The 21,600-nt window shown below is 58.7% G+C and carries 23 protein-coding genes and 1 rRNA gene; 18 read left to right on the top strand and 6 right to left on the bottom strand.

Going from position 1 to position 21,600, the window contains the following annotated elements:
• Positions 1–280 precede the first annotated feature (280 nt).
• Positions 281–393 (top strand): 5S ribosomal RNA (gene rrf, locus ACL9RI_RS20655).
• A gap of 61 nt (positions 394–454) precedes the next feature.
• Here rrf and ACL9RI_RS20650 read toward each other — a convergent pair.
• The 3 genes from ACL9RI_RS20650 to ACL9RI_RS20640 all read right to left on the bottom strand — a co-directional run bounded on the left by ACL9RI_RS20650 (position 455) and on the right by ACL9RI_RS20640 (position 3,109).
• A complete protein-coding gene (locus ACL9RI_RS20650) occupies positions 455–799 on the bottom strand; it encodes a DUF1840 domain-containing protein (RefSeq protein WP_422728352.1) in 345 nt (114 codons plus the stop codon).
• Positions 800–1,003: 204 nt separating this feature from the next.
• Complete coding sequence (locus tag ACL9RI_RS20645; protein ID WP_422728351.1) at positions 1,004–1,549, bottom strand: hypothetical protein; 546 nt, start codon at positions 1,547–1,549, stop codon at positions 1,004–1,006.
• A gap of 42 nt (positions 1,550–1,591) precedes the next feature.
• A complete protein-coding gene (locus ACL9RI_RS20640; RefSeq protein WP_422728350.1) occupies positions 1,592–3,109 on the bottom strand; it encodes a YifB family Mg chelatase-like AAA ATPase in 1,518 nt (505 codons plus the stop codon).
• A 365-nt stretch (positions 3,110–3,474) separates the two neighbouring features.
• Between ACL9RI_RS20640 and ACL9RI_RS20635 the strand changes: the two genes are divergently transcribed.
• From ACL9RI_RS20635 to ACL9RI_RS20625, 3 genes are read left to right on the top strand one after another with little or no spacing between them, the layout of a single operon-like run.
• Positions 3,475–4,047: a TetR/AcrR family transcriptional regulator gene (locus ACL9RI_RS20635; protein WP_422728349.1), complete on the top strand. Its 573-nt coding sequence runs from the start codon at positions 3,475–3,477 to the stop codon at positions 4,045–4,047.
• 56 nt (positions 4,048–4,103) lie between these two features.
• The gene (locus ACL9RI_RS20630; protein WP_422728348.1) at positions 4,104–5,297 is read left to right on the top strand and encodes an MFS transporter; all 1,194 of its coding nucleotides are present in this window, start codon (positions 4,104–4,106) and stop codon (positions 5,295–5,297) included.
• Between the two features lie 24 nt (positions 5,298–5,321).
• Positions 5,322–6,053, top strand: coding sequence for an SDR family NAD(P)-dependent oxidoreductase (locus tag ACL9RI_RS20625; RefSeq protein ID WP_422728347.1), 732 nt, complete (start codon positions 5,322–5,324; stop codon positions 6,051–6,053).
• A 32-nt stretch (positions 6,054–6,085) separates the two neighbouring features.
• Here ACL9RI_RS20625 and ACL9RI_RS20620 read toward each other — a convergent pair whose 3' ends face one another.
• Both ACL9RI_RS20620 and ACL9RI_RS20615 read right to left on the bottom strand, forming a co-directional pair.
• Positions 6,086–6,538, bottom strand: coding sequence for a winged helix-turn-helix transcriptional regulator (locus ACL9RI_RS20620; RefSeq protein WP_422728346.1), 453 nt, complete (start codon positions 6,536–6,538; stop codon positions 6,086–6,088).
• 196 nt (positions 6,539–6,734) lie between these two features.
• Positions 6,735–6,983 (bottom strand): accessory factor UbiK family protein, encoded by a 249-nt coding sequence (locus ACL9RI_RS20615; protein WP_422728345.1) that lies wholly within the window; start codon positions 6,981–6,983, stop codon positions 6,735–6,737.
• A 280-nt stretch (positions 6,984–7,263) separates the two neighbouring features.
• Between ACL9RI_RS20615 and ACL9RI_RS20610 the strand changes: the two genes are divergently transcribed.
• The 13 genes from ACL9RI_RS20610 (at position 7,264) to ACL9RI_RS20550 (ending at position 20,064) form a co-directional block, all read left to right on the top strand.
• Entirely contained in the window at positions 7,264–8,037 is a 774-nt protein-coding gene (locus ACL9RI_RS20610) for a TorF family putative porin (protein ID WP_422728344.1), read from the top strand.
• A gap of 11 nt (positions 8,038–8,048) precedes the next feature.
• Entirely contained in the window at positions 8,049–8,387 is a 339-nt protein-coding gene (locus ACL9RI_RS20605) for a P-II family nitrogen regulator (RefSeq protein ID WP_010393464.1), read from the top strand.
• Positions 8,388–8,398: 11 nt separating this feature from the next.
• On the top strand, positions 8,399–9,925 hold the full coding sequence (locus ACL9RI_RS20600; RefSeq protein ID WP_422728343.1) for an ammonium transporter: 1,527 nt from the start codon (positions 8,399–8,401) through the stop codon (positions 9,923–9,925).
• 213 nt (positions 9,926–10,138) lie between these two features.
• Positions 10,139–11,437, top strand: a complete 1,299-nt coding sequence (gene gshA / locus ACL9RI_RS20595; RefSeq protein WP_183680347.1) for a glutamate--cysteine ligase — start codon at positions 10,139–10,141, stop codon at positions 11,435–11,437.
• A 97-nt stretch (positions 11,438–11,534) separates the two neighbouring features.
• Positions 11,535–12,497: a glutathione synthase gene (gshB, locus tag ACL9RI_RS20590; RefSeq protein ID WP_422728342.1), complete on the top strand. Its 963-nt coding sequence runs from the start codon at positions 11,535–11,537 to the stop codon at positions 12,495–12,497.
• Between the two features lie 15 nt (positions 12,498–12,512).
• A complete protein-coding gene (locus tag ACL9RI_RS20585) occupies positions 12,513–12,917 on the top strand; it encodes a PTS sugar transporter subunit IIA (protein ID WP_422728341.1) in 405 nt (134 codons plus the stop codon).
• An 89-nt stretch (positions 12,918–13,006) separates the two neighbouring features.
• Entirely contained in the window at positions 13,007–13,276 is a 270-nt protein-coding gene (locus tag ACL9RI_RS20580; RefSeq protein ID WP_422728367.1) for an HPr family phosphocarrier protein, read from the top strand.
• Positions 13,277–13,320: 44 nt separating this feature from the next.
• A complete protein-coding gene (ptsP, locus tag ACL9RI_RS20575) occupies positions 13,321–15,063 on the top strand; it encodes a phosphoenolpyruvate--protein phosphotransferase (RefSeq protein ID WP_422728340.1) in 1,743 nt (580 codons plus the stop codon).
• 135 nt (positions 15,064–15,198) lie between these two features.
• Positions 15,199–16,401, top strand: a complete 1,203-nt coding sequence (gene metX / locus ACL9RI_RS20570; RefSeq protein ID WP_422728339.1) for a homoserine O-succinyltransferase MetX — start codon at positions 15,199–15,201, stop codon at positions 16,399–16,401.
• Positions 16,398–17,009 carry a methionine biosynthesis protein MetW gene (metW, locus tag ACL9RI_RS20565; protein ID WP_422728338.1) on the top strand — a complete coding sequence of 204 codons (612 nt, stop codon included), beginning with the start codon at positions 16,398–16,400 and terminating at the stop codon, positions 17,007–17,009. The genes metX and metW overlap by 4 nt, the downstream gene beginning before the upstream one ends.
• Positions 17,009–18,265 carry an AmpG family muropeptide MFS transporter gene (locus ACL9RI_RS20560; protein ID WP_422728337.1) on the top strand — a complete coding sequence of 419 codons (1,257 nt, stop codon included), beginning with the start codon at positions 17,009–17,011 and terminating at the stop codon, positions 18,263–18,265. Before metW ends, ACL9RI_RS20560 begins: the two co-directional genes overlap by 1 nt.
• A complete protein-coding gene (locus tag ACL9RI_RS20555) occupies positions 18,246–19,148 on the top strand; it encodes a M48 family metallopeptidase (RefSeq protein ID WP_422728336.1) in 903 nt (300 codons plus the stop codon). Before ACL9RI_RS20560 ends, ACL9RI_RS20555 begins: the two co-directional genes overlap by 20 nt.
• 1 nt (position 19,149) lies before the next feature.
• Entirely contained in the window at positions 19,150–20,064 is a 915-nt protein-coding gene (locus tag ACL9RI_RS20550) for a pseudouridine synthase (RefSeq protein WP_422728335.1), read from the top strand.
• Here ACL9RI_RS20550 and ACL9RI_RS20545 read toward each other — a convergent pair.
• Positions 20,061–20,837: an exodeoxyribonuclease III gene (locus ACL9RI_RS20545; RefSeq protein WP_422728334.1), complete on the bottom strand. Its 777-nt coding sequence runs from the start codon at positions 20,835–20,837 to the stop codon at positions 20,061–20,063. The genes ACL9RI_RS20550 and ACL9RI_RS20545 overlap by 4 nt on opposite strands.
• Before the next feature lie 100 nt (positions 20,838–20,937).
• On the opposite strand from ACL9RI_RS20545, the gene pyrE reads away from it, so the two are divergent.
• On the top strand, positions 20,938–21,600 hold the full coding sequence (pyrE, locus tag ACL9RI_RS20540; protein WP_422728333.1) for an orotate phosphoribosyltransferase: 663 nt from the start codon (positions 20,938–20,940) through the stop codon (positions 21,598–21,600).

The raw sequence follows: 21,600 nt of genomic DNA, 5'->3' as shown, positions 1-21,600 counted from the left end.
GTGAAAGTAGGTTATTGTCAGGCTTGTTATTCGAAAAAACCCCTTCCGGTGATCCGGTTGGGGTTTTTTTACGTCTGGTGATTTTGCAGCACATGCTTGCACCCCAACACCTGAAGAGCCGGGGTCAGACCCGGCGGGTCTGACCCCAGTCTTTGCGTCTGGGGTAATAAGCAAAAAAATCCGATTTTTCCACCATATCCAGGCAAACTCCTATATAATTCGCCTCCTCAGATCAGACGGTTTGCTGCCCAGTTGGGAGCAGGCTGTTGAAAAAGTTATGCCTGATGACCATAGCAAGTTGGTACCACCCCTTCCCATCCCGAACAGGACCGTGAAACAACTCTGCGCCGATGATAGTGCTGCAACCAGTGTGAAAGTAGGTTATTGTCAGGCTTGTTATATAAAAAAACCCCGCTAGATGCGGGGTTTTTTTTCGTCTGGAACTTCCATCTGCCTAGATACCCCAGACGATGCTTTCGCCTTCGGCCTTGGCCGAGCGCAACATTTCCATCAATGGAAACGCACGTTGCGAGAAATGGACTCTTTGCGCCAGTGCGTGCTCGACCGTTTCACCATCTTCGCGTGTCTCTGGCGTATGCACATCATGCTCGACATCATTTTCCGGATGCAACTTGGTTTCCGCGACTTCCTGTTCCAGCAAGGCCAGCGCTGCACCTGCTTCCGCCGGCGTGATCACGCCGCGGGTCGGGTTCTTGTGCAGGATGTCGAGGATGCGCTGGGCATGTTCCTGATACATCAGGACAGCAGGGGAGGATTTGGATTTGAATGAGATCAACATAAGAACTTTCTGAAACTTGTTATTGGTGTCGAAACAGTAGCACGACTTGAAAATTCGCACAGGGCGTCCGCTCACTGTGCCCGCATGCTGGTAAGCCAGCTGAGCTTATCTGTTGGACAGCGTACTTATTTACAAGCCCTTCGACCAGCAATAACTCTTACTTTAAGTTAAAACTAAGTATTGTTTTTTTGGTTAATGGCGACTTTATTCCAGCTTGACCGAATCCATGAAAGTGTCGATCGCTTCGCGTGACAGTTTCTTTTCATCGCCGATGATGACGACCTGGAAGATGCGTTTGTCTTGTGCAATGAAGCGCGCTATCAGCACCGTCTGCTTACCTTGCTGCGTGCCGCTTGCTTCAATGCTCAATGAACTTTGTTGACGTGTGCCGGCCGGCGTGCTGCTGGCTGCCGACACCGATTTTTCGCTGCGCACGCTGCCCTTGATATTGTTCAGCAAGGCAGCTTTCATCGCAGGCAGGGCTGCCTCGGCCTGTGCTTGCGTCGGCATCAGTGCATTGCCGATGGCAAAGGTATTCCCTTCAGCCTGGCTGGCCGTCATGGTCAGGCTGACCTTGCTTCCATCCAGATCCACGTCGCGCGTCAGACGCGAGGGCTTGCCTGGAAAGAGGGCGCTGAATTGCCCGTCAGGACTGCGATAGTCGCGCCAGTCGAATTTCGGACTGCAGGCGGACAGCACGCTGGCGGTAGCCAGTGCGGCAAAAACCATGGCGATTGATGTTTTTTTCATCATTCCATGGTAGCAGTACCATTCGCAGCTGGCAATCACGGTTCAATGCTCGCGTAGCACGCGCCGGTACTGGATGGCTTCTGCCACATGCGACTGGGTAATTTTTCGGCTGTCCGCCAGGTCGGCGATGCTGCGCGCCACACGTAACACCCGATGATAGGCGCGCGCGGACCAGTGCAGGCGCAGCATGGCATTGAGCAGGAGTTGCTCACCGCTCTGGTCCAGGGGGCAGTGCTGCTCTATTTCAATGCTGGACAGTTGCTGGTTGCGCTTGCCCTGGCGCGCCTGCTGTAGGGCAAAAGCGGCCGCCACGCGGGTTGCGATGACGGCGGAACTTTCACCGGTCGACTGGCGCGCCAGGGAAGAGGGCAGCATGGCGGCCACCTCGATCTGCATATCGATACGGTCGAGCAAGGGGCCCGACAAACGGCCGTGATAGCGCAGCACGGCGTCCGGCGTGCAGCGGCAGCGGCCGGAAGCGTGGCCCAGATAGCCGCAGGGGCAGGGATTCATGGCAGCAATCAATTGGAAGCGGGCAGGGAACTCGGCCTGGCGCGCCGCCCGTGAAATGCTGATGAGCCCCGATTCCATGGGCTGCCGCAAGACCTCCAGCACCCTGCGGTCAAATTCGGCAATTTCATCGAGAAACAAGACCCCACAATGTGCCAGTGAAATTTCACCTGGCCGCGGGATATTGCCGCCCCCTACAAGGGCCACGCCGGACGCGGTCTGATGCGGGGCGCGATAGGGGCGGCGCTTCCAGTTTTCCACTTTGAAATTGCCGCTCAGGGAATGCACGGCTGCCGATTCCAGCGCTTCGTCTTCGCTCATCGGCGGCAAGATGCCGGGAAAACGGCAGGCCAGCATGCTCTTGCCAGCGCCGGGCGGACCGACCATCAGCAAGCTGTGGCCGCCTGTCGCTGCCACTTCCAGCGCGCGTTTTACTTGCTGCTGGCCTTTTACGTCCAAGAAGTCAGGGAACTGGAAGGGCGCCGGCGCCAGTTGCGGCTGATGGCGTTGCAAGACGGTCTGGCTGTCGCGCGCGGCAAAGTGGGCGCACACCTCAAGTAGGGTGTGGGCGGGATAGATGCAGGCGTCGTGCACCAGGGCCGCCTCGTCGGCATTTGCGTAGGGCAAGATGAAGGCTCGCCTTGCACCGTCTTGGTTACGCTGCATGGCAAAGGTCATGGCCAGTGCACCACGGATGGGACGCAACTGCCCAGACAGCGATAGTTCGCCGGCAAATTCATAGCGGTGTAATTGATCGCCCGGTAGTTGGCCCGAGGCTGCCAGGATGCCGAGCGCGATCGGCAGATCGAAACGTCCGGATTCTTTCGGCAGGTCGGCTGGCGCCAGGTTGGCTGTAATGCGCCGCGCGGGCATCTCGAAACCGCAGTTCTGTAGCGCCGCACGCACGCGGTCGCGCGATTCCTTGACTTCGGTATCGGGCAGGCCGACGATGGTAAACGAGGGCAAGCCGTTGGCAAGATGGACTTCGACGTTCACCTCCGGCGCCTCCATGCCGGCCAGGGCGCGGCTTTTCAGGACAGCTAGGCTCATTGGATTCCCCGGCAGGATTGCTGCTGGAATCGTACTGGTTCGTAGAATGCAGCGTATTGAGGCGCGCCAAGGCGGGGCGCCAAGTTGGCATGGTAGCTTGTCAGTATTGCGTGACTCTTCCATTGCACGTAATCAGGTATATTGATGAAACCAGATTGTGCGACGTTTATGCGTTGATTCCGCATGCAGCCGCTGTGTTTGAGGGGGCACAAGATAGAAAATACGGTTTTACTGGCACGACGCTAGAATAGCGTGCTGTATTGAAATACTAAAACTGGTTGCATAATTGAACCTGATGAATTAGTATTCATGACTATAGTAATGGAGTAATACCTTGGGTTGCATGACAGTCAACGGGTGTCCGAATGGCCAGACATAAAGAATTTGAACCGGAAGCAGTATTGGATGAGGCTATCTCCCTCTTTTGGGAGAGGGGTTACGGGCGTACATCGATGAGCGATCTTGTCGAAAGGATGGGGGTGCACAAGCGCAGCATGTACGACACCTTTGGCGATAAGCGGACGTTGTTTCTGCAAGCCCTCAGCAAGTATGCCCAGCGGGAACATATGTTGCAGCGCGAAACGGCCAATGCGCAGAATTGTCAATCTGCCATTCGCTCACTGCTGGAATCGGCAATCGTTCCATCGCTCGCGCATCCTGCTGGATGCCTGCTGGTTAACTGTGCTGTCGAGGATGCGGCGTTTGATGAAGACATCGCCCGCCACGTACGAGCCACCTTTGCCTTCACTACCTCGCTTTTTTTACAAGTAATTATGCGAGGGCAAGAAGCTGGGGAAATTCAACAGCGTTATTCGGCGGCGCATCTGGCCGCACAACTCTTCAACACCTGGCTCAGTGTCCGGGTGCAGGTTCGCGCCGGAGTCGAAGTTTCCTGTCTGCGCGAGGTCATCGATATTGCCTTGGGCCAACTGAATTAAATTTTTTTGCCCTTTTCTGCACCGATCGTTCTCATATTTATCTGAAAGGAATTGTAATGTTGCTTCAACAAAAAGACGCAGGCGATATGCCTGCCAATTCGTGGCTGGGCGTGCTTGTCATTGCACTCGGTGCGCTGTCGCTGGTCGTCACCGAGTTCTTGCCTGTCGGGCTATTGCCAGGTATTTCCCGCGACCTGGGCATAGCCGAAGGCACTGCAGGACTGGCCGTCACGGTTACCGCTCTACTGGGTTTCATCGCTGCACCAATCACGGCAATTGCGATTGGCAAGGCTGATCGCAAATGGGTGCTGCTTGGCTTGACTGCGTTGCTGGTCATCTCCAGCGTGCTGTCGTGGAAGGCGGCAACTTTTGGAATGCTGCTGCTTGCACGCATTATCCTGGGCGTCGCGATTGGTGGTTTTTGGGCGATATCCATCACGGCGGCGGCAAAGCTTGTTGCACCTGAAAAAGTGCACGCTGCCTCATCGCTGGTGTTTGCCGGTATCTCGATTGGCTCTGTAATCGCAGTACCGGCCGGCTCGTACATTGGCGCCCACGCAGACTGGCGCGATGGTTTTCTCGGAGCTAGTGTTCTCGCGATGGTGTGCTTCGTATTACAGCTCATTTTCTTGCCGTCGCTCAAGATGAAGCATGGCGTGAACGTGCGCGACTTCTTTGGTTTGCTGAAAGACGCAAAAGTGCGTGCAATTTTCCTGACGGTTATTTTTGTCGTCGCCGGACAATACGCAGGCTACACTTTCGTTACGCCCTATCTTGAACAGATCACGCGCCTCGATACCGGGATCGTCAGCGCGCTGTTATTCGCTTACGGCGTATTTACAGTAGTGGGTAACTTTGTCGGCGGCGCTTTTGCCGGCCGAAATCTGCACAAAACCGTGCTTGCCACCGCCTGGATCTATCTGCTGTCGCTGGCTGCAATGGCACTCTTTGCGACCAGTCCAGTGCTCGCCGGCGTCGCATTGCTGGTGTGGGCCTTGTCATGGGGAATGGCGCCAGTCGGCACGCAATTGTGGCTGTATCACGCAACCCTGCATGCCCCCGAGGCTGCGCAGGCCATGAACACTAGTGTCTTCCAGTTGTCGATCGGACTGGGTTCCCTGCTTGGAGGTATTGCAGTCAATAAGCTGGGCTTGCACAGCTCAATGTGGCTGGGTGCGGCGATCCTGGCGCTGGCCGTCTTGATGGTCTATATCGTCGGCCGGATGAATCGGCCCGTAGCTATCGCGTAAGATCGAGACTGACAGGAGAGTGAAATGCAAGCAACAGCAGTTGTCGTGGGCGTTGGTTCGGAACAGGGATTAGGCGCTGCCGTGGTCCGTAAGTTTGCACGGCAAGGTTTTCATGTGATCGTTGCAGGCCGCACCATGGATAAACTTGAGAAAGTCGTCGGCAGCCTTGGGGTGGGCGGAGGTACGGCCATCAGGGTCGATGTCACCGAGGAAGCGGAGGTTCTTCGGTTGTTCGCATTGGCTAATGCGCCTGGTGCAGGGCGGGCAGCCGCAAGCGTCGTGGTTTTCAATGCTGGTAATAATCAGCATATTCCGTTCCAGCAGGTATCAGCAGCGCAGTTCGAGGATTTTTGGCGTGTCGGCTGTCTTGGCGGTTTCCTGGTCGGCCGGGAGGCCGCGAACCTGCTGCTGCCGCAAGGTCAAGGGACCCTCATTTTCACCGGTGCTTCGGGCAGTTTGCGTGGCAGTTCCGGTTACGCGCATTTCTCAGCCGCCAAGGCAGGGCTACGCATGATCAGCCAGAGCATGGCAAGAGAGTTTGGTCCGCAAGGCTTGCATGTTGCCCATGTGGTGATCGATGGGGGCATTAATGGCACCAGGCTGAAGACCCTGCGTCCCGATGCGGCTGCTCAGCGAGGCGCTGACGGGCTGCTGGATATCGATGCCATTGCCGAGACTTACTGGCAGCTGCATTTGCAACATCGCACTGCCTGGACGCAAGAAATTGATTTGCGACCATTCAAGGAGCCATTCTGAGACTGAGGAGGTGCGATGCGCGAAGGACCTGCCTAGTTCATGGACACGATGCGCGGCAGTAACACGTCTTCAGGCTGTAAAAGACGACCATCTTCGGACCACATTTCCAGTTTTTTGAGTGGGCGTTTTTTTCTGGCGTCCAGCGGAATGGAGCCCATTTCCTTGGGTTCAAAAAGGTGGTCGGCGCCCCATTGCCCCAGGGCGACCAGCACGGGGAGCAGGGCGACGCCCTTTTGCGTCAGGATGTATTCCTGATAGGCACTGCCGTCCGAAGCCGGGACGACTTCCAGGATGCCTTGTTCGGTCATCGTTTTCAGTCGGCTCGACAGGATGTTTTTTGGAATGCCGAGACTGCGCTGGAATTCGCTGAATCGGCCGATGCCAGCGGCAGCGTCGCGGATAATGAGCAAGGACCACCAGTCGCCGATGGCATCGAGCGATCGGGCGATCGCACACAGATTTCCTTGAAGGCTTTTACGTTTCATGCCAGACCCTACCTAATTGCCGTAGGATAGCATAAGAGTTTTATCATTAAACTGAATTCCGCATTACGGCCGGAGTTCGTGGCCAGCAATCGCATCCACTTCGATCCTGCGGCTCCAGAGCGAAGGCTGACACTGCAGCAGCAGCGTTACGCCATCTTGATGCCTGAAGCGCATCAAGACAGTGCAAGCGCAATGCTTACTTCTGTTGTTCGTTCAAGCGCGCTTCCAGTTCCACTACACGCAATTCCAGTGCGTCCAGTTTGGCGCGGGTCTTGGCCAGCACTTGCGCCTGGATATCGAATTCCTCGCGCGTGACCAGATCCAGGCGGGCAAAGCCCTGGGTCATCATCGACTTCACATTTTTCTCGATATCCTTGGCCGGCGAGTTTTCGATGGCCTGGTGGATCTTGCCTTGCAAATCATTAAAGAAAGTATTCATGTCCATGATGGGTCCTTTAGGTGTTCTTCGGGGTGTGGCAGGTGCAACGCACCATTGCGGTGCACTTCAGCCTTAATCTGGTGCGCAGCTGGGCTAATTTTCAAATCTTTAACAGGGTAGGTCCGTCATTGCTGCTGTTTGCAGGCTATGTGTGGGCATAAATACAGCTATCAAGGTGACAAGGTAGCTGGCACGTATTCTGCTAAAGAATTCATAAACGCTCTGTGATCTCCAGGCAAGATTTTAAACCTCAACCGCTTTAAAAGCTCAATAAAAGGAAATCGCCATGAAGAATCTGTCTCACAGTATCACTCTAGCAGCAGCGTTGACATCGGGCATGGCTATTCTGTGCGGCAACGCCATGGCGCAGGAGGTGGCCAGCGCTGCACCGGCCGTAGCGGACACTGTGCCTGATAATGTGGTGAGCTATAACGTGGCGCTGACCAGCGATTACCGTTATCGCGGACTTTCGCAAAGCCGTCTGGATCCCGCCATCAGCGGTGGCATCGACTATACGCACAATCCCACGGGACTGTATGTGGGCACGTGGATGTCGAGTATCAAGTGGATCAGGGATGGTGGTGGTGATGACAATCTGGAATGGGACATCTATGGCGGCAAGCGCGGCGACCTTGGCGCAGGGTTCAGCTACGATGTCGGTGGCTTGTATTACTACTACCCCTCGAATGGCCTGAGCACGAATGCCAATACCTTTGAACTGTACGGCCAGCTCAGTTACGGCCCGGCCTACCTCAAGTATTCGCATGCGACCACGAATCTGTTTGGCGTGGCCGATAGCAAACACAGCGGCTATCTCGATGCGGGCCTGAACTTGCCCATGTACGACGACTATACGCTCAACCTGCATGTGGGACACCAAAACGTCAAACACAATGACTCGCTCAGTTATTACGACTACAAGCTGGGCGTGAGCAAGGATTTCCCGGGCTTTGCCACCGTATCGCTGGCGGTTATCAAGGCCAATATCACCTCGCTGGCGCCCAACGGCACGAATCTGGCCAAAACCGGCCTAGTAGTCACTGTTTCCAAAACCTTTTAAACGAGACCGCCATGAAAATGATTACCGCGATCATCAAACCGTTCAAGCTGGACGAAGTACGTGAAGCCTTGTCGGCTATCAATGTGCAAGGGATAACTGTCACTGAAGTCAAAGGCTTTGGCCGCCAGAAAGGCCACACGGAACTGTACCGCGGCGCCGAGTATGTGGTCGATTTCTTGCCAAAAACCAAAATCGAGGCTGCCGTCGATGACGCCATCGTCGACCAGGCCATCGAAGCGATCGAGGGCGCCGCGCGCACCGGTAAAATCGGTGATGGCAAGATTTTCGTCTACAACCTGGAACAAGTTATCCGCATCCGCACCGGCGAGACCGGTAACGAAGCGCTCTAAGGGGAATCTTAATGAATAAAAATATAACAAAAGTACTTGCTGGGATAGCCTGTCTGTTTGCCTTTGGCGTGGCCGCGCCCAGTTTTGCCGATGCGCCGGCTGCCGCCACGACTGCGGCTGTAGCTACGCCTGCCGTGACGCCGGCGCCCGATGCGGTACCTGCCGCAGCTGCGCCGGCGCCTGCCGCTGCCACCCCTGCAGCGGCACCGGTGCCGAATAAAGGCGACACCGGCTTCATGATGTTGTCCACCTTGCTGGTGATTTTGATGACCATTCCCGGCCTGGCCCTGTTCTATGGCGGCCTGGTGCGTTCCAAGAACATGCTGTCGGTGCTGATGCAGGTGTTCATGGTATTTGCCCTGATCGTGGTGCTGTGGTGCATTTATGGCTACTCGATCGCCTTCACGGAAAAAACCGCCTTCTTCGGTGGCTTTGACCGCCTGTTCCTGAACGGCATCTGGGATCCGGTGAAAGGCACGTTTGCCACCGCCGCCACCTTCAGCAAGGGCGTGGTCATTCCCGAGTTCGTCTATGTTGCCTTCCAGGGCACGTTTGCCGCCATCACCTGCGCACTGATCGTCGGCGCCTTTGCCGAGCGCGCCAAGTTTGCCGCCGTGCTGGCTTTCGTGGTGCTGTGGTTCACTTTCGGCTACTTGCCAGTGGCGCACATGGTCTGGTTCTGGACCGGCCCTGACACCATCACCAATGCAGCCACCTCGGCCAGCGAAACCTTGAAAGCGGGCTGGCTGTTCCAAAAAGGTGCGCTGGACTTCGCCGGCGGCACCGTGGTGCACATCAATGCCGCGATCGCTGGCCTGATGGGCGCCATCATGATCGGCAAACGCGTCGGCCTGGGCCGTGAATCGATGGCGCCACACTCGCTGACGATGACCATGATCGGTGCCTCCCTGCTGTGGGTGGGCTGGTTCGGTTTCAATGCCGGTTCGTCGCTGGAAGCAGGCGATGTGGCGGCATTGGCCTTCGTCAATACCTTGCTGGCGACCGCCGCCGCTACCCTGTCGTGGGTGTTTGGCGAATGGATTACCAAGGGCAAGCCTTCCATGCTCGGCGGCGCATCGGGCGCTGTCGCCGGCCTGGTGGCCATCACCCCGGCAGCAGGTTTCGTCGGCCCGATGGGCGGCCTGGTGATCGGCCTGATCGCTGGCGTGGTCTGCCTGTGGGGCGTGAATGGCTTGAAACGCCTGCTGGGTGTCGATGATTCGCTGGACGTGTTTGGCGTGCACGGCGTGGGCGGTATCCTGGGCGCCTTGCTGACCGGTGTCTTTGCTGCACCACAACTGGGCGGCCAGGGCGTGTTCGACTATGTCACCAATAAAATGTCGGCTGACCCGTATTCGATCGGCCATCAGGTGCTGGTGCAGGCGGAAGCTGTCGGCACGACCATCATCTGGTCGGCGGTGGTGTCCCTGATCGCCTATAAGCTGGTCGACATCGTTATCGGCCTGCGCGTACCGGAAGAAGAGGAGCGCGAAGGCCTCGATATCACCAGCCATGGCGAGCAGGCTTATCACGGATAATAATTAATTATTTGACATGGCAGCGCCCCGGCGCACCGTGTCAACGTTGTTTTGCTTGTAAGGGCGCCTCATCGAGGCGCCTTTTTTTTCTTTATACGAATGCAAAAGGTCTTTAAAACAAGGCTTTTGCCCCGATTTGGGGTACTTACACGGTAATATAGTCGGCAGTTCTGTGTGCTTTTCGATGCCTGCACATAATTTAAGGATGTAACTATGGTTCCCCACCTCGTCACGGCCCTGACTGGACCGCTGCTCGACCTAGAAAAAAAGATCCTGGCCGCGACGCCGGCCATTGAGCGCTGGTTCCGCATGGAGTGGCAAGAGCACACGCCGCCTTTCTATTGCTCAGTAGACTTGCGCAATGCCGGTTATAAGCTGGCGCCCGTCGACACCAATTTATTCCCTGGCGGTTTCCATCACCTGGCCACGGAAATGCTGCCCTTGTCGGTGCAGGCAGCGATGGCCGCCATCGACAAATATTGTCCGGACGCCCGCAATCTGCTGATGATTCCGGAATTGAATAACAACACGCCCCATTATTTGCAAAACGTGGCGCGGTTGATGCAGATTTTCCGCCAGACAGGCTTGCATGTGCGCCTGGGCTCCTGGTCGCCCGAGATTACCCAGCCGACGCCGCTGGCGTTGCCAGATGGCAATATGCTGGTGATCGAACCGCTGGTGCGCCTGAACAATGGCCGCCGCCTGGGCCTGAAGGATTTCGATCCCTGCACGATCTTGCTGAATAACGACTTGTCGGACGGCATACCCGATATCTTGCAAAATATTCATGAACAAAGCCTGCTGCCGCCTTTGCATGCGGGCTGGGCCTTGCGCCGCAAGAGCAACCACTACACGGCTTACGATGAAGTAGTGAAAAAGTTCGGCAAGATGATCGATGTCGATCCCTGGATGCTGAACCCTTTCCACGCCAAGTGCAGCGACATCAACTTCCAGGAAGGCGAGGGCGAAGATGCGCTGGCCGCCAGCGTGGACGTGCTGCTGGCGAAGATCCGCAAGAAATACAAGGAATACGGCATCAAGGAAAAACCGTTCGTGATCGTCAAGCCCGATGCGGGCACCTATGGCACGGGCATCATGACGGTGCGCGACGCCAGCGAAGTGCGCGACCTGTCCCGCAAGCAGCGCGACACCATGTCCATCGTCAAGGATGGCAAGGTGGTCACGGACGTGATCATCCAGGAAGGCGTGCCGACCTTTGAAAGCATCAAGGATGCGGTGGCCGAGCCGGTGGTCTACATGATAGACCGCTACGTGGTGGGCGGTTTTTACCGCGTGCACGCGGAAAAGGGCGTGGACCAGAACCTGAACGCGCCCGGTTCGCAATATGTGCCGCTGGCGTTTGCGCAGCAGCACGCGGTGCCGGACTTGAAGGCCAAGCCGGGCACGGCGGCGCCGAACCGTTTTTATGTGTATGGCGTGGTGGCGCGGCTGGCCCTGCTGGCTGCCTCGCTGGAAATGGAACGCACCGACCCGAATCCCGAGGTGTATTGATCCTGCCAGCCGTATCGCCAGGCGCGGGAGCAACCTCGCCTGGCGATCTCGGCTAGAATCAAGCATTCACCCTCAAGCATCTCCGACTGGACCGTACATGAAAATCGCATTCCTTGCCGACCCGCTGGCGGGCTTCAAGACCTACAAAGATTCCACTTTTGCCATGATGCGCGAGGCGGCCCGGCGCGGTCACGCCATCTATGCCTTCGAACAAAAGGACATGGCGCTGGAAGAAGGCATCGTCACGGCCGAAGTGCAGCACATCGTGCTGACGGGACATGAGCACGACTGGTACGAAGTCGTGTCCCGCGAGGAAGTGCGCTTGTCGACCCTGGACGCGATCATCGAACGCAAGGATCCGCCGTTCGACATGGAATATGTGTACGGCACGTATTTGCTGGAGCTGGCGGAAAAGCAGGGTGCGCGCGTCTTCAACAAGCCGTCGGCCATCCGCGACAACAATGAAAAGCTGGCGATTGCGCAGTTTTCCGAATTCACCTCGCCTACCCTGGTGACGTCGAGCGAAGCGCGCTTGCGTGCTTTTCATGCGAAACACCAGGATGTGATCTTCAAGCCGCTCGACGGCATGGGCGGCACGGGCATCTTCCGCGTCAAGGCCGATGGCTTGAACCTGGGCGCCATCATCGAAACGTTGACGCAAAACGGTGGGCAAACCATCATGGCGCAGCGTTTTATTCCCGATATCGCCAAGGGCGACAAGCGTATCCTGGTGATCGGCGGCAAGCCGGTGCCGTTTTCCCTGGCACGCATCCCGCAGGCCGGTGAAGTGCGCGGCAACCTGGCCGCTGGCGGCACGGGCGTGGCGCAGCCATTGACGGCGCGCGACCTGGAAATCGCTGAAAAGCTGGGCCCTATCCTGGCCGGCCGTGGCCTGATGCTGGTAGGATTGGACGTGATTGGTGACTACTTGACGGAAGTCAACGTCACCAGCCCAACTTGCTTCCAGGAAATCATGCAGCAGACCGGTTTTGATGTGGCCGCCATGTTTGTCGATGCGGTCGAACTGGGCGTCACGCAGCATCGTGCGCAGCAAAGTTAACAAGGTGAAATGATTATGGTAGGGATCTTGCTCATGACCCACGCCCCATTGGGACAGGCGTTTGTTGCCGCCTGTGCCCATGTGTTCCGCGGGCCGACCGAGCGTTTTGAAGCAATCGATGTGCTGGCCGACCAGGATCTGGCCGAAGTGCAGAAACTGGCCTCGGAAGCCATCTGCCGCCTCGACGATGGTTCGGGCGTGCTGGTGATTACCGATGTGAAGGGCGGTACGCCGTCCAATTGCTGCAACAAGCTGGCGGACGCGGGCCGGGTGGAAGTCATCGCCGGCATCAGCCTGCCGATGCTGTTGCGCGCCATCACGTATCGCCGTGACACGCTCGATGTGGTGGTGGAAATGGCGCTGGCCGGTGCGCAAAGCGGCGCCGTGCGCGTCGACAACCGCATTCGCGTTGGCGAGTAGGAAAGGAAATGGCCGCCGCCCTGAAGGCGGCGGATTTTATCGTAGTGACAGTCATCAGCGCAGTATTCAGGGATAGAGACTATACAAAAATGATTCAAAAAGAACTCGAAATCATCAACAAGCTGGGACTGCATGCACGCGCGTCCGCCAAATTTACGCAACTGGCCGCCAAGTTCAAGAGCGACGTGTGGCTGACCCGCAACGCGCGCCGCATCAATGCCAAATCCATCATGGGCGTGATGATGCTGGCTGCCGGCAAGGGCGCCAAAGTGACCCTGGAAGCGGAGGGCGAAGACGAGCAGGCTTGCGTCGACGCGCTCACCGCCCTGATTAACGACAGGTTTGGCGAAGGCGAGTAATGCCCGCCGAACGCAGCCGCAGCCGCATCCCGACAGGTCAACCCATGGCATCCTTCACGCTCCACGGCATCCCGGTCTCCCGCGGCATCGCCATTGGCCGAGCGCATCTGCTGGCGCCGGCCGCCCTTGACGTCAAACATTACCTGGTCGCCCAGGAACAGATCGAAGCCGAAGTACTGCGTTTGCAACATGCGTTCGCTACTGTCCACAAGGAACTGCAAACCCTGTGGAACGAGTTGCCCAAGGATGCCCCCACCGAGCTGGGCGCCTTCATCGACGTGCACGCGCTGATTTTGTCCGACCCGATGATTTCAGAGGCGCCGCTCGACATCATCCGCACGCGCCATTACAACGCCGAATGGGCGCTGCTGACGCAGATCGATGAATTGTCGGCCCAGTTCGACGAAATCGAAGATCCGTATTTGCGCGAGCGCAAGGCCGATATCCAGCAAGTGGCCGAGCGCGTGCTGAAGGTCTTGCTGGGCACCGAACAACTGCTGCCCGTGGCCGCTGCCGAAGATGAGCTGATGGCGCAGATGGTGGTCGTCGCGCACGATATTTCGCCGGCCGACATGCTGCAGTTCCGCGACCGCTCCTTCATCGGTTTCATTACCGACGTGGGCGGACAGAACTCGCATACGGCCATCGTTGCGCGCAGCCTCGATATTCCGGCGGCCGTCGGCATGTCGCAGGCGTCGACCCTGATCGAGCAGGACGACTGGATCATCATCGACGGCGATGCCGGCGTGGTGATCGCCAACCCCAGCGCGCTGGTGCTGGAGCAGTACCGCGAACGCCAGCTGGCCATGCAGCGCGCACGCAAGAAGCTGGGCAAGCTGAAGAAAACGCCGGCCGTCACCAAGTGCGGCACGCCGATTACCCTGCTGGCCAATATCGAATTGCCCGACGATTGCCCGTTTGCGCTGGAATCCGGCGCCAGCGGCGTGGGCCTGTTCCGCTCCGAATTCCTGTTCATGGGCCGCGCCCACAAGATTCCGTCCGAGGATGAGCAATTCGAGGCTTACCGCAATACCGTGGTGTCGATGAAGGGACGCGTGGTCACCATCCGCACGCTCGACATCGGCGCCGACAAGCCGCTCGACCAGTCCGACCATACGGCGCTGAACCCGGCCCTGGGGCTGCGCGCGATCCGCTACTGCCTGGCCGAGCCGCAGCTATTCCTGACGCAATTGCGGGCGATCCTGCGCGCGTCGGCCTTTGGCAAGGTGCGCATCCTGATCCCGATGCTGGCGCATGCGTTCGAGATCGACCAGTCGCTGGCGATGATCGAGCAAGCCAAGGCCAGCCTGCGCGAAGAGGGCGTCAAGTTCGATGAAGAAGTCGAAGTGGGCGCCATGATCGAGATTCCCGCGGCTGCGCTGGCGCTGCCCATGTTCGTCAAGCGCATGGATTTCCTGTCGATCGGCACCAACGATTTGATCCAGTACACCTTGGCGATCGACCGGGTCGATTACGAAGTGGCGCACTTGTACAATCCGCTGCACCCGGCCGTGCTGCAACTGATTTCGATGACGATCGCGGCCGGCCACAAGGCGGGCATCGACGTGGCCGTCTGCGGCGAGATGGCGGGCGATGTGAAACTCACGCGCTTGCTGCTGGGCATGGGCTTGCGGGAATTCTCGATGCACCCGGCGCAGCTGTTGTCAGTCAAGCAAGAGATCCTGAACAGCGACCTGGGGCTGATCGCACCACAAATGCGCAAAATTATGCGTTCGATGGAGCCAAATGTGATCGCCGAGGCGGTACAACAGTTGCAGCTCATGTAAACTGTCAGCTTATCAGCATCAGGGTACGGCGCGCGCGGCAAGCCGTGCTCTGGTGTCAAAGTTGCAGAGCCTATCATCGCGGCTTTGCATCGATCATGGCCCGTGGGGCCACCCCCTTTATAAACCGACACGAACATGTCATCCATTGGAATCGTTTCACCGCAAACCATGTATTTTGCGGAACCCCTGCAGCTGCAAAGCGGAGCATCGCTGCAGGACTATATGTTGATGTATGAAACCTACGGCACCCTGAACGCGGACAAATCGAACGCGGTGCTGGTCTGCCACGCCCTGAACGCCTCGCACCATGTGGCCGGCGTGTATGCAGACGCACCGAAAAACACGGGCTGGTGGGATAATATGGTTGGTCCCGGCAAGCCGCTCGACACCAACAAATTCTTCGTCATCGGCGTCAACAACCTGGGCTCCTGCTTTGGCTCGACGGGGCCGATGCATACCAATCCCGCCACAGGCAAGCCGTATGGCGCCGCCTTCCCCGTCGTCACGGTGGAAGACTGGGTCAGCGCGCAGGCGCGCCTGGCCGACCAGCTGGGCATCACCCAGTTTGCGGCCGTGATGGGCGGTTCGCTGGGCGGCATGCAGGCGCTGGCCTGGAGCATCATGTTCCCCGAGCGCCTGCGCCACTGCGTGGTGATCGCCTCGACGGCCAAGCTGTCGGCGCAAAATATCGCGTTTAACGACGTCGCCCGCCAGGCGATTCTGTCGGACCCCGATTATCGGGGCGGCGATTTTTATGCGCATGGCGTTGTGCCCAAAAACGGCTTGCGCGTGGCGCGCATGGTGGGCCACATCACTTATCTGTCGAATGACGACATGGCCGAGAAATTCGGCCGCAAGCTGCGCGATGCGGCGCAGACCGGTGATTACAAATTCGGCTTCGGCATCGACTTCGAGATCGAATCCTACCTGCGCTACCAGGGCGACAAGTTTTCCGAATATTTTGATGCGAACACCTATCTGCTGATCACCAAGGCGCTTGATTACTTCGACCCGGCGCGCGCCCATGGCGGCGACCTGGCCAAGGCACTGGCCGGCACCAGGGCCAAGTTCTTCCTGGCCTCGTTCTCTACCGACTGGCGTTTTTCGCCTGAATGCAGCCGCCAGATCGTCGAAGCGCTGGTGGTCAACCGCCGCCAGGTGACGTATGCCGAAATCGATGCGCCGCATGGCCACGACGCCTTTTTGCTGGAAGATGCGCGCTATATGAACATGGTGCGCGCCTATTATGGCCAGGTATGGAATGACATCGAGGCAGGCACGCCCGCTTTGGTACGGCAACCGCAGACAGCCCGCCAGGGCGCAAAGGAGACAGCATGACTTTTGACGAATTGAGCGCGCTGCGTCCCGACCTGGCCTTCATCGCCCACTGGGTGCCGAAAAACGCCCATGTGCTCGATGTGGGCTGCGGCGACGGCGTCATGCTGGAATACCTGCAAAGCGACCGCGAATGCAGCGGTTATGGCATCGAGATCGCCGATGACAAGGTGCTCGACAGCACCCGCCGTGGCGTCAACGTGATCCAGCAAGACATGGAAAAAGGCCTGGCCATCTTTGGCGACAACAGCTTCGACACGGTGCTGTGCCTGTCGTCCCTGCAAATGATGAAGCAGGTCGAGCCGCTGTTGCGCGACATCGTACGCGTGGGCACCGAGGCGATCGTCTCGTTTCCCAACTTCGCCCACTGGCCGCACCGGCTGGCGCTGCTCAAGGGCCGCATGCCGGTCTCGAAATCGCTGCCTTACCAGTGGTACGACACGCCCAACGTGCGCTGCGCCACCATCAACGATTTCCGTGAGCTGGCCGAGGAATGCGGACTGGAAGTGATCGAGTGCGTGGCCCTGGCCGAAGGCAAGATGGTCTCCGTGCTGCCGAACCTGCGCGGCGACCTGGCCGTGTTCCGCCTGCGTAAAAAAGCGGTGCATTGATGGACACTGTCCCGGCGCCAGGCTGGCGTAGCTATGCCAATGGCCGCATGCTGGCCGTGCTGGTGCTGGGATTCAGTTCCGGCCTGCCGCTGTTTATTTTGCTGTATCTGCTGCAGGCCTGGCTGGCCAAGTCGGGGCTGAACGTCAAGGCGCTGGGCTTGTTCGCCCTGGTGCAGTTCCCGTACATCTGGAAATTCCTGTGGGCGCCGCTGATGGACCGCTATCCCATCCTGGGCCTGGGACGCCGCCGCGGCTGGATGGCGCTGACCCAGCTGGCGCTGTTTTTTGCCATCGGCAGCATGGGCATGCTCGATCCGCTCACGCAGATTGGCCTGATCGCAGCTGCTGCCGGCGGCGTGGCCTTTTTGTCGGCCAGCCAGGACATCGTCATCGACGCCTACCGCCGCGAAATACTCAGCGATAACGAGCAGGGCCTGGGTGCGGCTGTCCTCGTCAACGCCTATAAAGTGGCGGGCATGGTGCCCGGTGCACTGTCGCTGATCCTGGCCGACCGCATGCCCTGGCAAGCCGTATTCTGGATCACGGCCGCCTTCATGCTGCCTGGTTTGCTGTGTACCTTGCTGATACGTGAACCGGCCGTGTATGGTGCACCGCCCAGTACCATGCGCGAAGCGATCATCTTGCCGTTCAAGGAATTCATCGCGCGCGATGGCTGGCGCAACGCAATGTGGATACTGGCTTTTGTGCTACTGTATAAAATCGGCGACAGCATGGCCACCGCGCTGGCGACGAAGTTTTATCTGGACCTGGGTTTCAGCATGACGCAGATTGGCCTGGCCGCCAACACCACCGGTTTCTGGGCCAGCCTGGCTGGTGGCATCGTGGGCGGCGTGTGGATGCTCAAGCTGGGCATCAACCGGGGCTTGTGGGTGTTTGGCGCCTTGCAGGCCTGCGCCATCCTGGGGTTTGCCTGGCTGGCACAGGTGGGACCGAATACCGCCTTGCTCAGCGCCGTGATCGGCTTTGAAGCCTTCGCCAGCCTGGGCCTGGGCGCTGCCGCCTTTGTCGCCTTCCTGTCGCGCAGCACGGACCCGCGCTATACGGCCACGCAATATGCGCTGTTTTCCAGCCTCAGCGCCGTGCCGCGCACCCTGATCAATGCCTCGGTGGGTTTCCTGGTCGCGGAGCTGGGCTGGTTTTCGTTTTTTATCGTCTGCTTCTTCCTGGCCTTCCCAGCCATGATGATGTTGCCAAAAATTGCTCCATGGAGGACTCGTGACACGACACCCGTTTAAATATCTCACTGCAGTGGCCAGCCTGTGCGCGGCCACCGTGCTGGCGCCGCTGCCCGTCCTTGCCCAGCAGGCGACGGTACAGGATGGCATCAAGGTGCGTCCGCTGTCGAACACGCGCATTTTTGCCGGCGGCGAAAATTTCAATGAAAAATCCAGGCTGCAGTACACGCAACTGCTGCGCGAGGCGAAAGACAAGAATGCCCTGGTGGGTGACAGCGATCCGCAGGTCAAGCGCCTGCGGGCCATCGCCCAGCGCATCATTCCGTTTGCGTCCCGCTGGAACAATGCGGCCAGCAGCTGGCAGTGGCAAATCAATTTGCTCAATTCCGATGAGGTGAACGCCTTTTGCATGCCGGGCGGGCAGATCGCTTTTTACAGCGGCATCCTGAATAAACTGAACCTCACCGACGATGAAGTGGCCGTCGTGATGGGACATGAAATCTCGCACGCCTTGCGCGAACATGCGCAGGCGCAGGCTGGCAAGGGCAACCTGGCGGCGGTTGGCGCCAAGCTGGCCGGCGCCGGCCTGTCGGCCTGGCTGGGCGTCGACCCGAATCTCACCAGCACCGCCACCAATATGGCGGCGCAGGGCGTGATGCTGAAGTTTTCGCGCGACGATGAGCGCGAAGCGGACCTGATCGGCATGGACCTGGCCGCGCGTGCCGGTTTCGACCCGCGCGCCGGCGTGGTGCTGTGGCAGAAAATGGCAGCGGTGAGCAAGGGCGCGCCGCCGGAATTCCTGTCGACCCACCCGTCGGGCAGTGACCGCATCTCGCAAATGAACAATCACATGGCGCAAGTGCTGCCGCTGTACGCGCGCACCAAGGGCGTGAGCGTGGATGCCTTGCCACCATACCGCAGCAACGTTGTCGCTGCGCGCTAGCATGTCTTCCAGCCGCAATCAGCCTGCACCACCGCCGTTACCCATGCGCGACGGCGTGGCGCCCAGCTATCTGTGGCTGCCGGAAGGACAGTGGCCGGACATGCTGTCCTTCCTGGTCGAACGTTATCCGCAAATCAGCGCCGCGCAATGGCAAGACCGCATGGCGCGCAGTGAAGTGGTGAGTGGCGAAGGCGCCGTGCTGACACCGGCCAGCCCTTATCAACGCGGCATGCGCATCTTTTATTACCGCGAACTGGAATATGAGACGCCGATTCCGTTCCAGGAGGAGATCCTGTTCCAGGATGAGCATCTGGTGGTGGTGGACAAACCGCATTTCCTGCCGATGACGCCGGGCGGGCGCTTCGTGCAGGAGACCTTGCTGACGCGGCTGAAGAAAAACCTGGGCATCGCCGAACTGACGCCGATCCACCGGCTCGACCGCGAGACGGCCGGCGTGGTGATCTTTTCGCGCCAGCCGGCCAGCCGTGGCGCGTACCAGTCGCTATTCCAGCGCCGCGAAATCGCCAAGGAATACGAGGCGCTGGCGCCGCGCCTGGAGGGGCATGCCTTTCCATTCACCTACCGCAGCCGCATGGTCGACGGCGACAAATTCTTCCTGATGCGCGAAGAGGCGGGCGAGCCGAATTCGGAAACCATCATCGACGTGATCGAGCAGCGCGGCGACCTGAATCTGTACCGATTGTTTCCGCATACGGGCCGCAAACACCAGCTGCGGGTGCACCTGGCGTCGCTGGGCATCCCCATCGTCAACGATGCGTTTTACCCGGTGGCCCTGCCGTGCAAAGAGGATGATATGTCGCAGCCCTTGCAACTGCTGGCGCGGGCGATCCGCTTTACGGACCCGTTGACGGGTGAGCTGCGCCACTTTGCAAGCCGGCGCCAGCTCGGCGTTTAAGCTTTCGGCGTGTAATCGATAATCAGCGGCGCGTGATCCGAGAAGCGCTCGTCCTTGTACACGCTGACCGTATGCGCCTGGGCGGCGATGCCGGGGGTAGCGACGTGATAGTCGATACGCCAGCCCACGTTCTTGGCGTAGGCCTGGCCGCGGTTGCTCCACCAGGTGTATTGTTCTTCGCGCTTGTCCAGGCCGCGGTGTACATCGATGTAGCCCAGTTCATCGAACACGCGCGTCAGCCAGGCGCGTTCTTCGGGCAGGAAGCCGGAATTCTTCTTGTTGCCTTTCCAGTTCTTCAAGTCGATTTCGTGGTGGGCGATATTCCAGTCGCCGCAGATGACGATTTCGCGGCCCAGCGCCTTCAATTCCAGTAAATGGGGCAGGAATAATTCCATGAAGCGGAACTTGGCTTCCTGGCGCTCCGGGCCCGACGAACCGGACGGGCAGTACACGGAAATGACGGAAAGGTTGCCAAAATCGCAGCGCACATAACGGCCTTCGGCGTCGAATTCAGGGCTGCCGAAGCCGATATGCACGGCGTCCGGTTCGACCTTGCTGTACACGCCCGTGCCGGAATAGCCTTTTTTCTCGGCGTAGTGGAAATGGCCATGGTAGCCGTGCGGATTGAGGAATTCCGGCGTCATGTCGGGCAGTTGCGCCTTCAATTCCTGCACGCAGATGAAATCGGCCGTCTGTGTGCCCATCCAGTTGAAAAAGCCTTTTTTGGCGGCGGAACGGATGCCGTTCAGGTTGGCGGAGATAATTTTTGGCATAGGTAATCAGGAAAAATGGGGCGGAGCAGGGCGGCGGAACGGATTGTCTCGGCGGTGCGCGCGGATTAAAATACAGGCACTTTCAAATAATGAGGCTCATGTGAATAATTTACGCCAGCAGTTTATCGCGTTTTCAGTATCCAAGGGAGTCTTGCGGTTCGGCGAGTTCACCACCAAGGCCGGGCGCCAGTCGCCTTACTTTTTCAATGCCGGCTTGTTCCACGACGGCGCTACCCTGGCCGAGCTGGCGCAGTTCTATGCCCAGACCCTGCTCGACTCGGGCGTCGAATTCGACATGCTGTTCGGCCCCGCCTACAAGGGCATCACGCTGGCCTCGGCCACTGCCGTGGCGCTGGCCGGCAAGGGCCGCAATACCTCGTTTGCCTTCAACCGCAAGGAAGCCAAGGACCATGGCGAAGGCGGCACCATCGTCGGCGCCAAATTGCAGGGCAAGGTTGTCATTATTGACGATGTGATCTCGGCCGGCACCTCGGTGCGCGAGTCGGTGGACATGATACGCGCCGCCGGCGCCGAACCGTGCGCCGTGCTGATCGCGCTGGACCGCATGGAGCGTTCCGGCCCGGACGGCCAGTTGTCGCCGAGTTCGGCGGTGCAGGAAGTGTCGAAACAGTATGGCATTCCTGTCATCTCGATCGGCAATCTGGACGATTTGTTCGGCTACCTGAATGGCGCTGGCGCCGATCCGGAGCTGCTGAAGTTCAAGGACGCCGTGTCGGCCTACCGCAGCCGTTACGGGATCTGA

It is taken from the genome of Janthinobacterium sp. Mn2066 (genome assembly GCF_049319705.1).
Lineage (GTDB): Bacteria > Pseudomonadota > Gammaproteobacteria > Burkholderiales > Burkholderiaceae_D > Janthinobacterium.
This window is presented reverse-complemented; position numbering and strand designations above follow the sequence as displayed.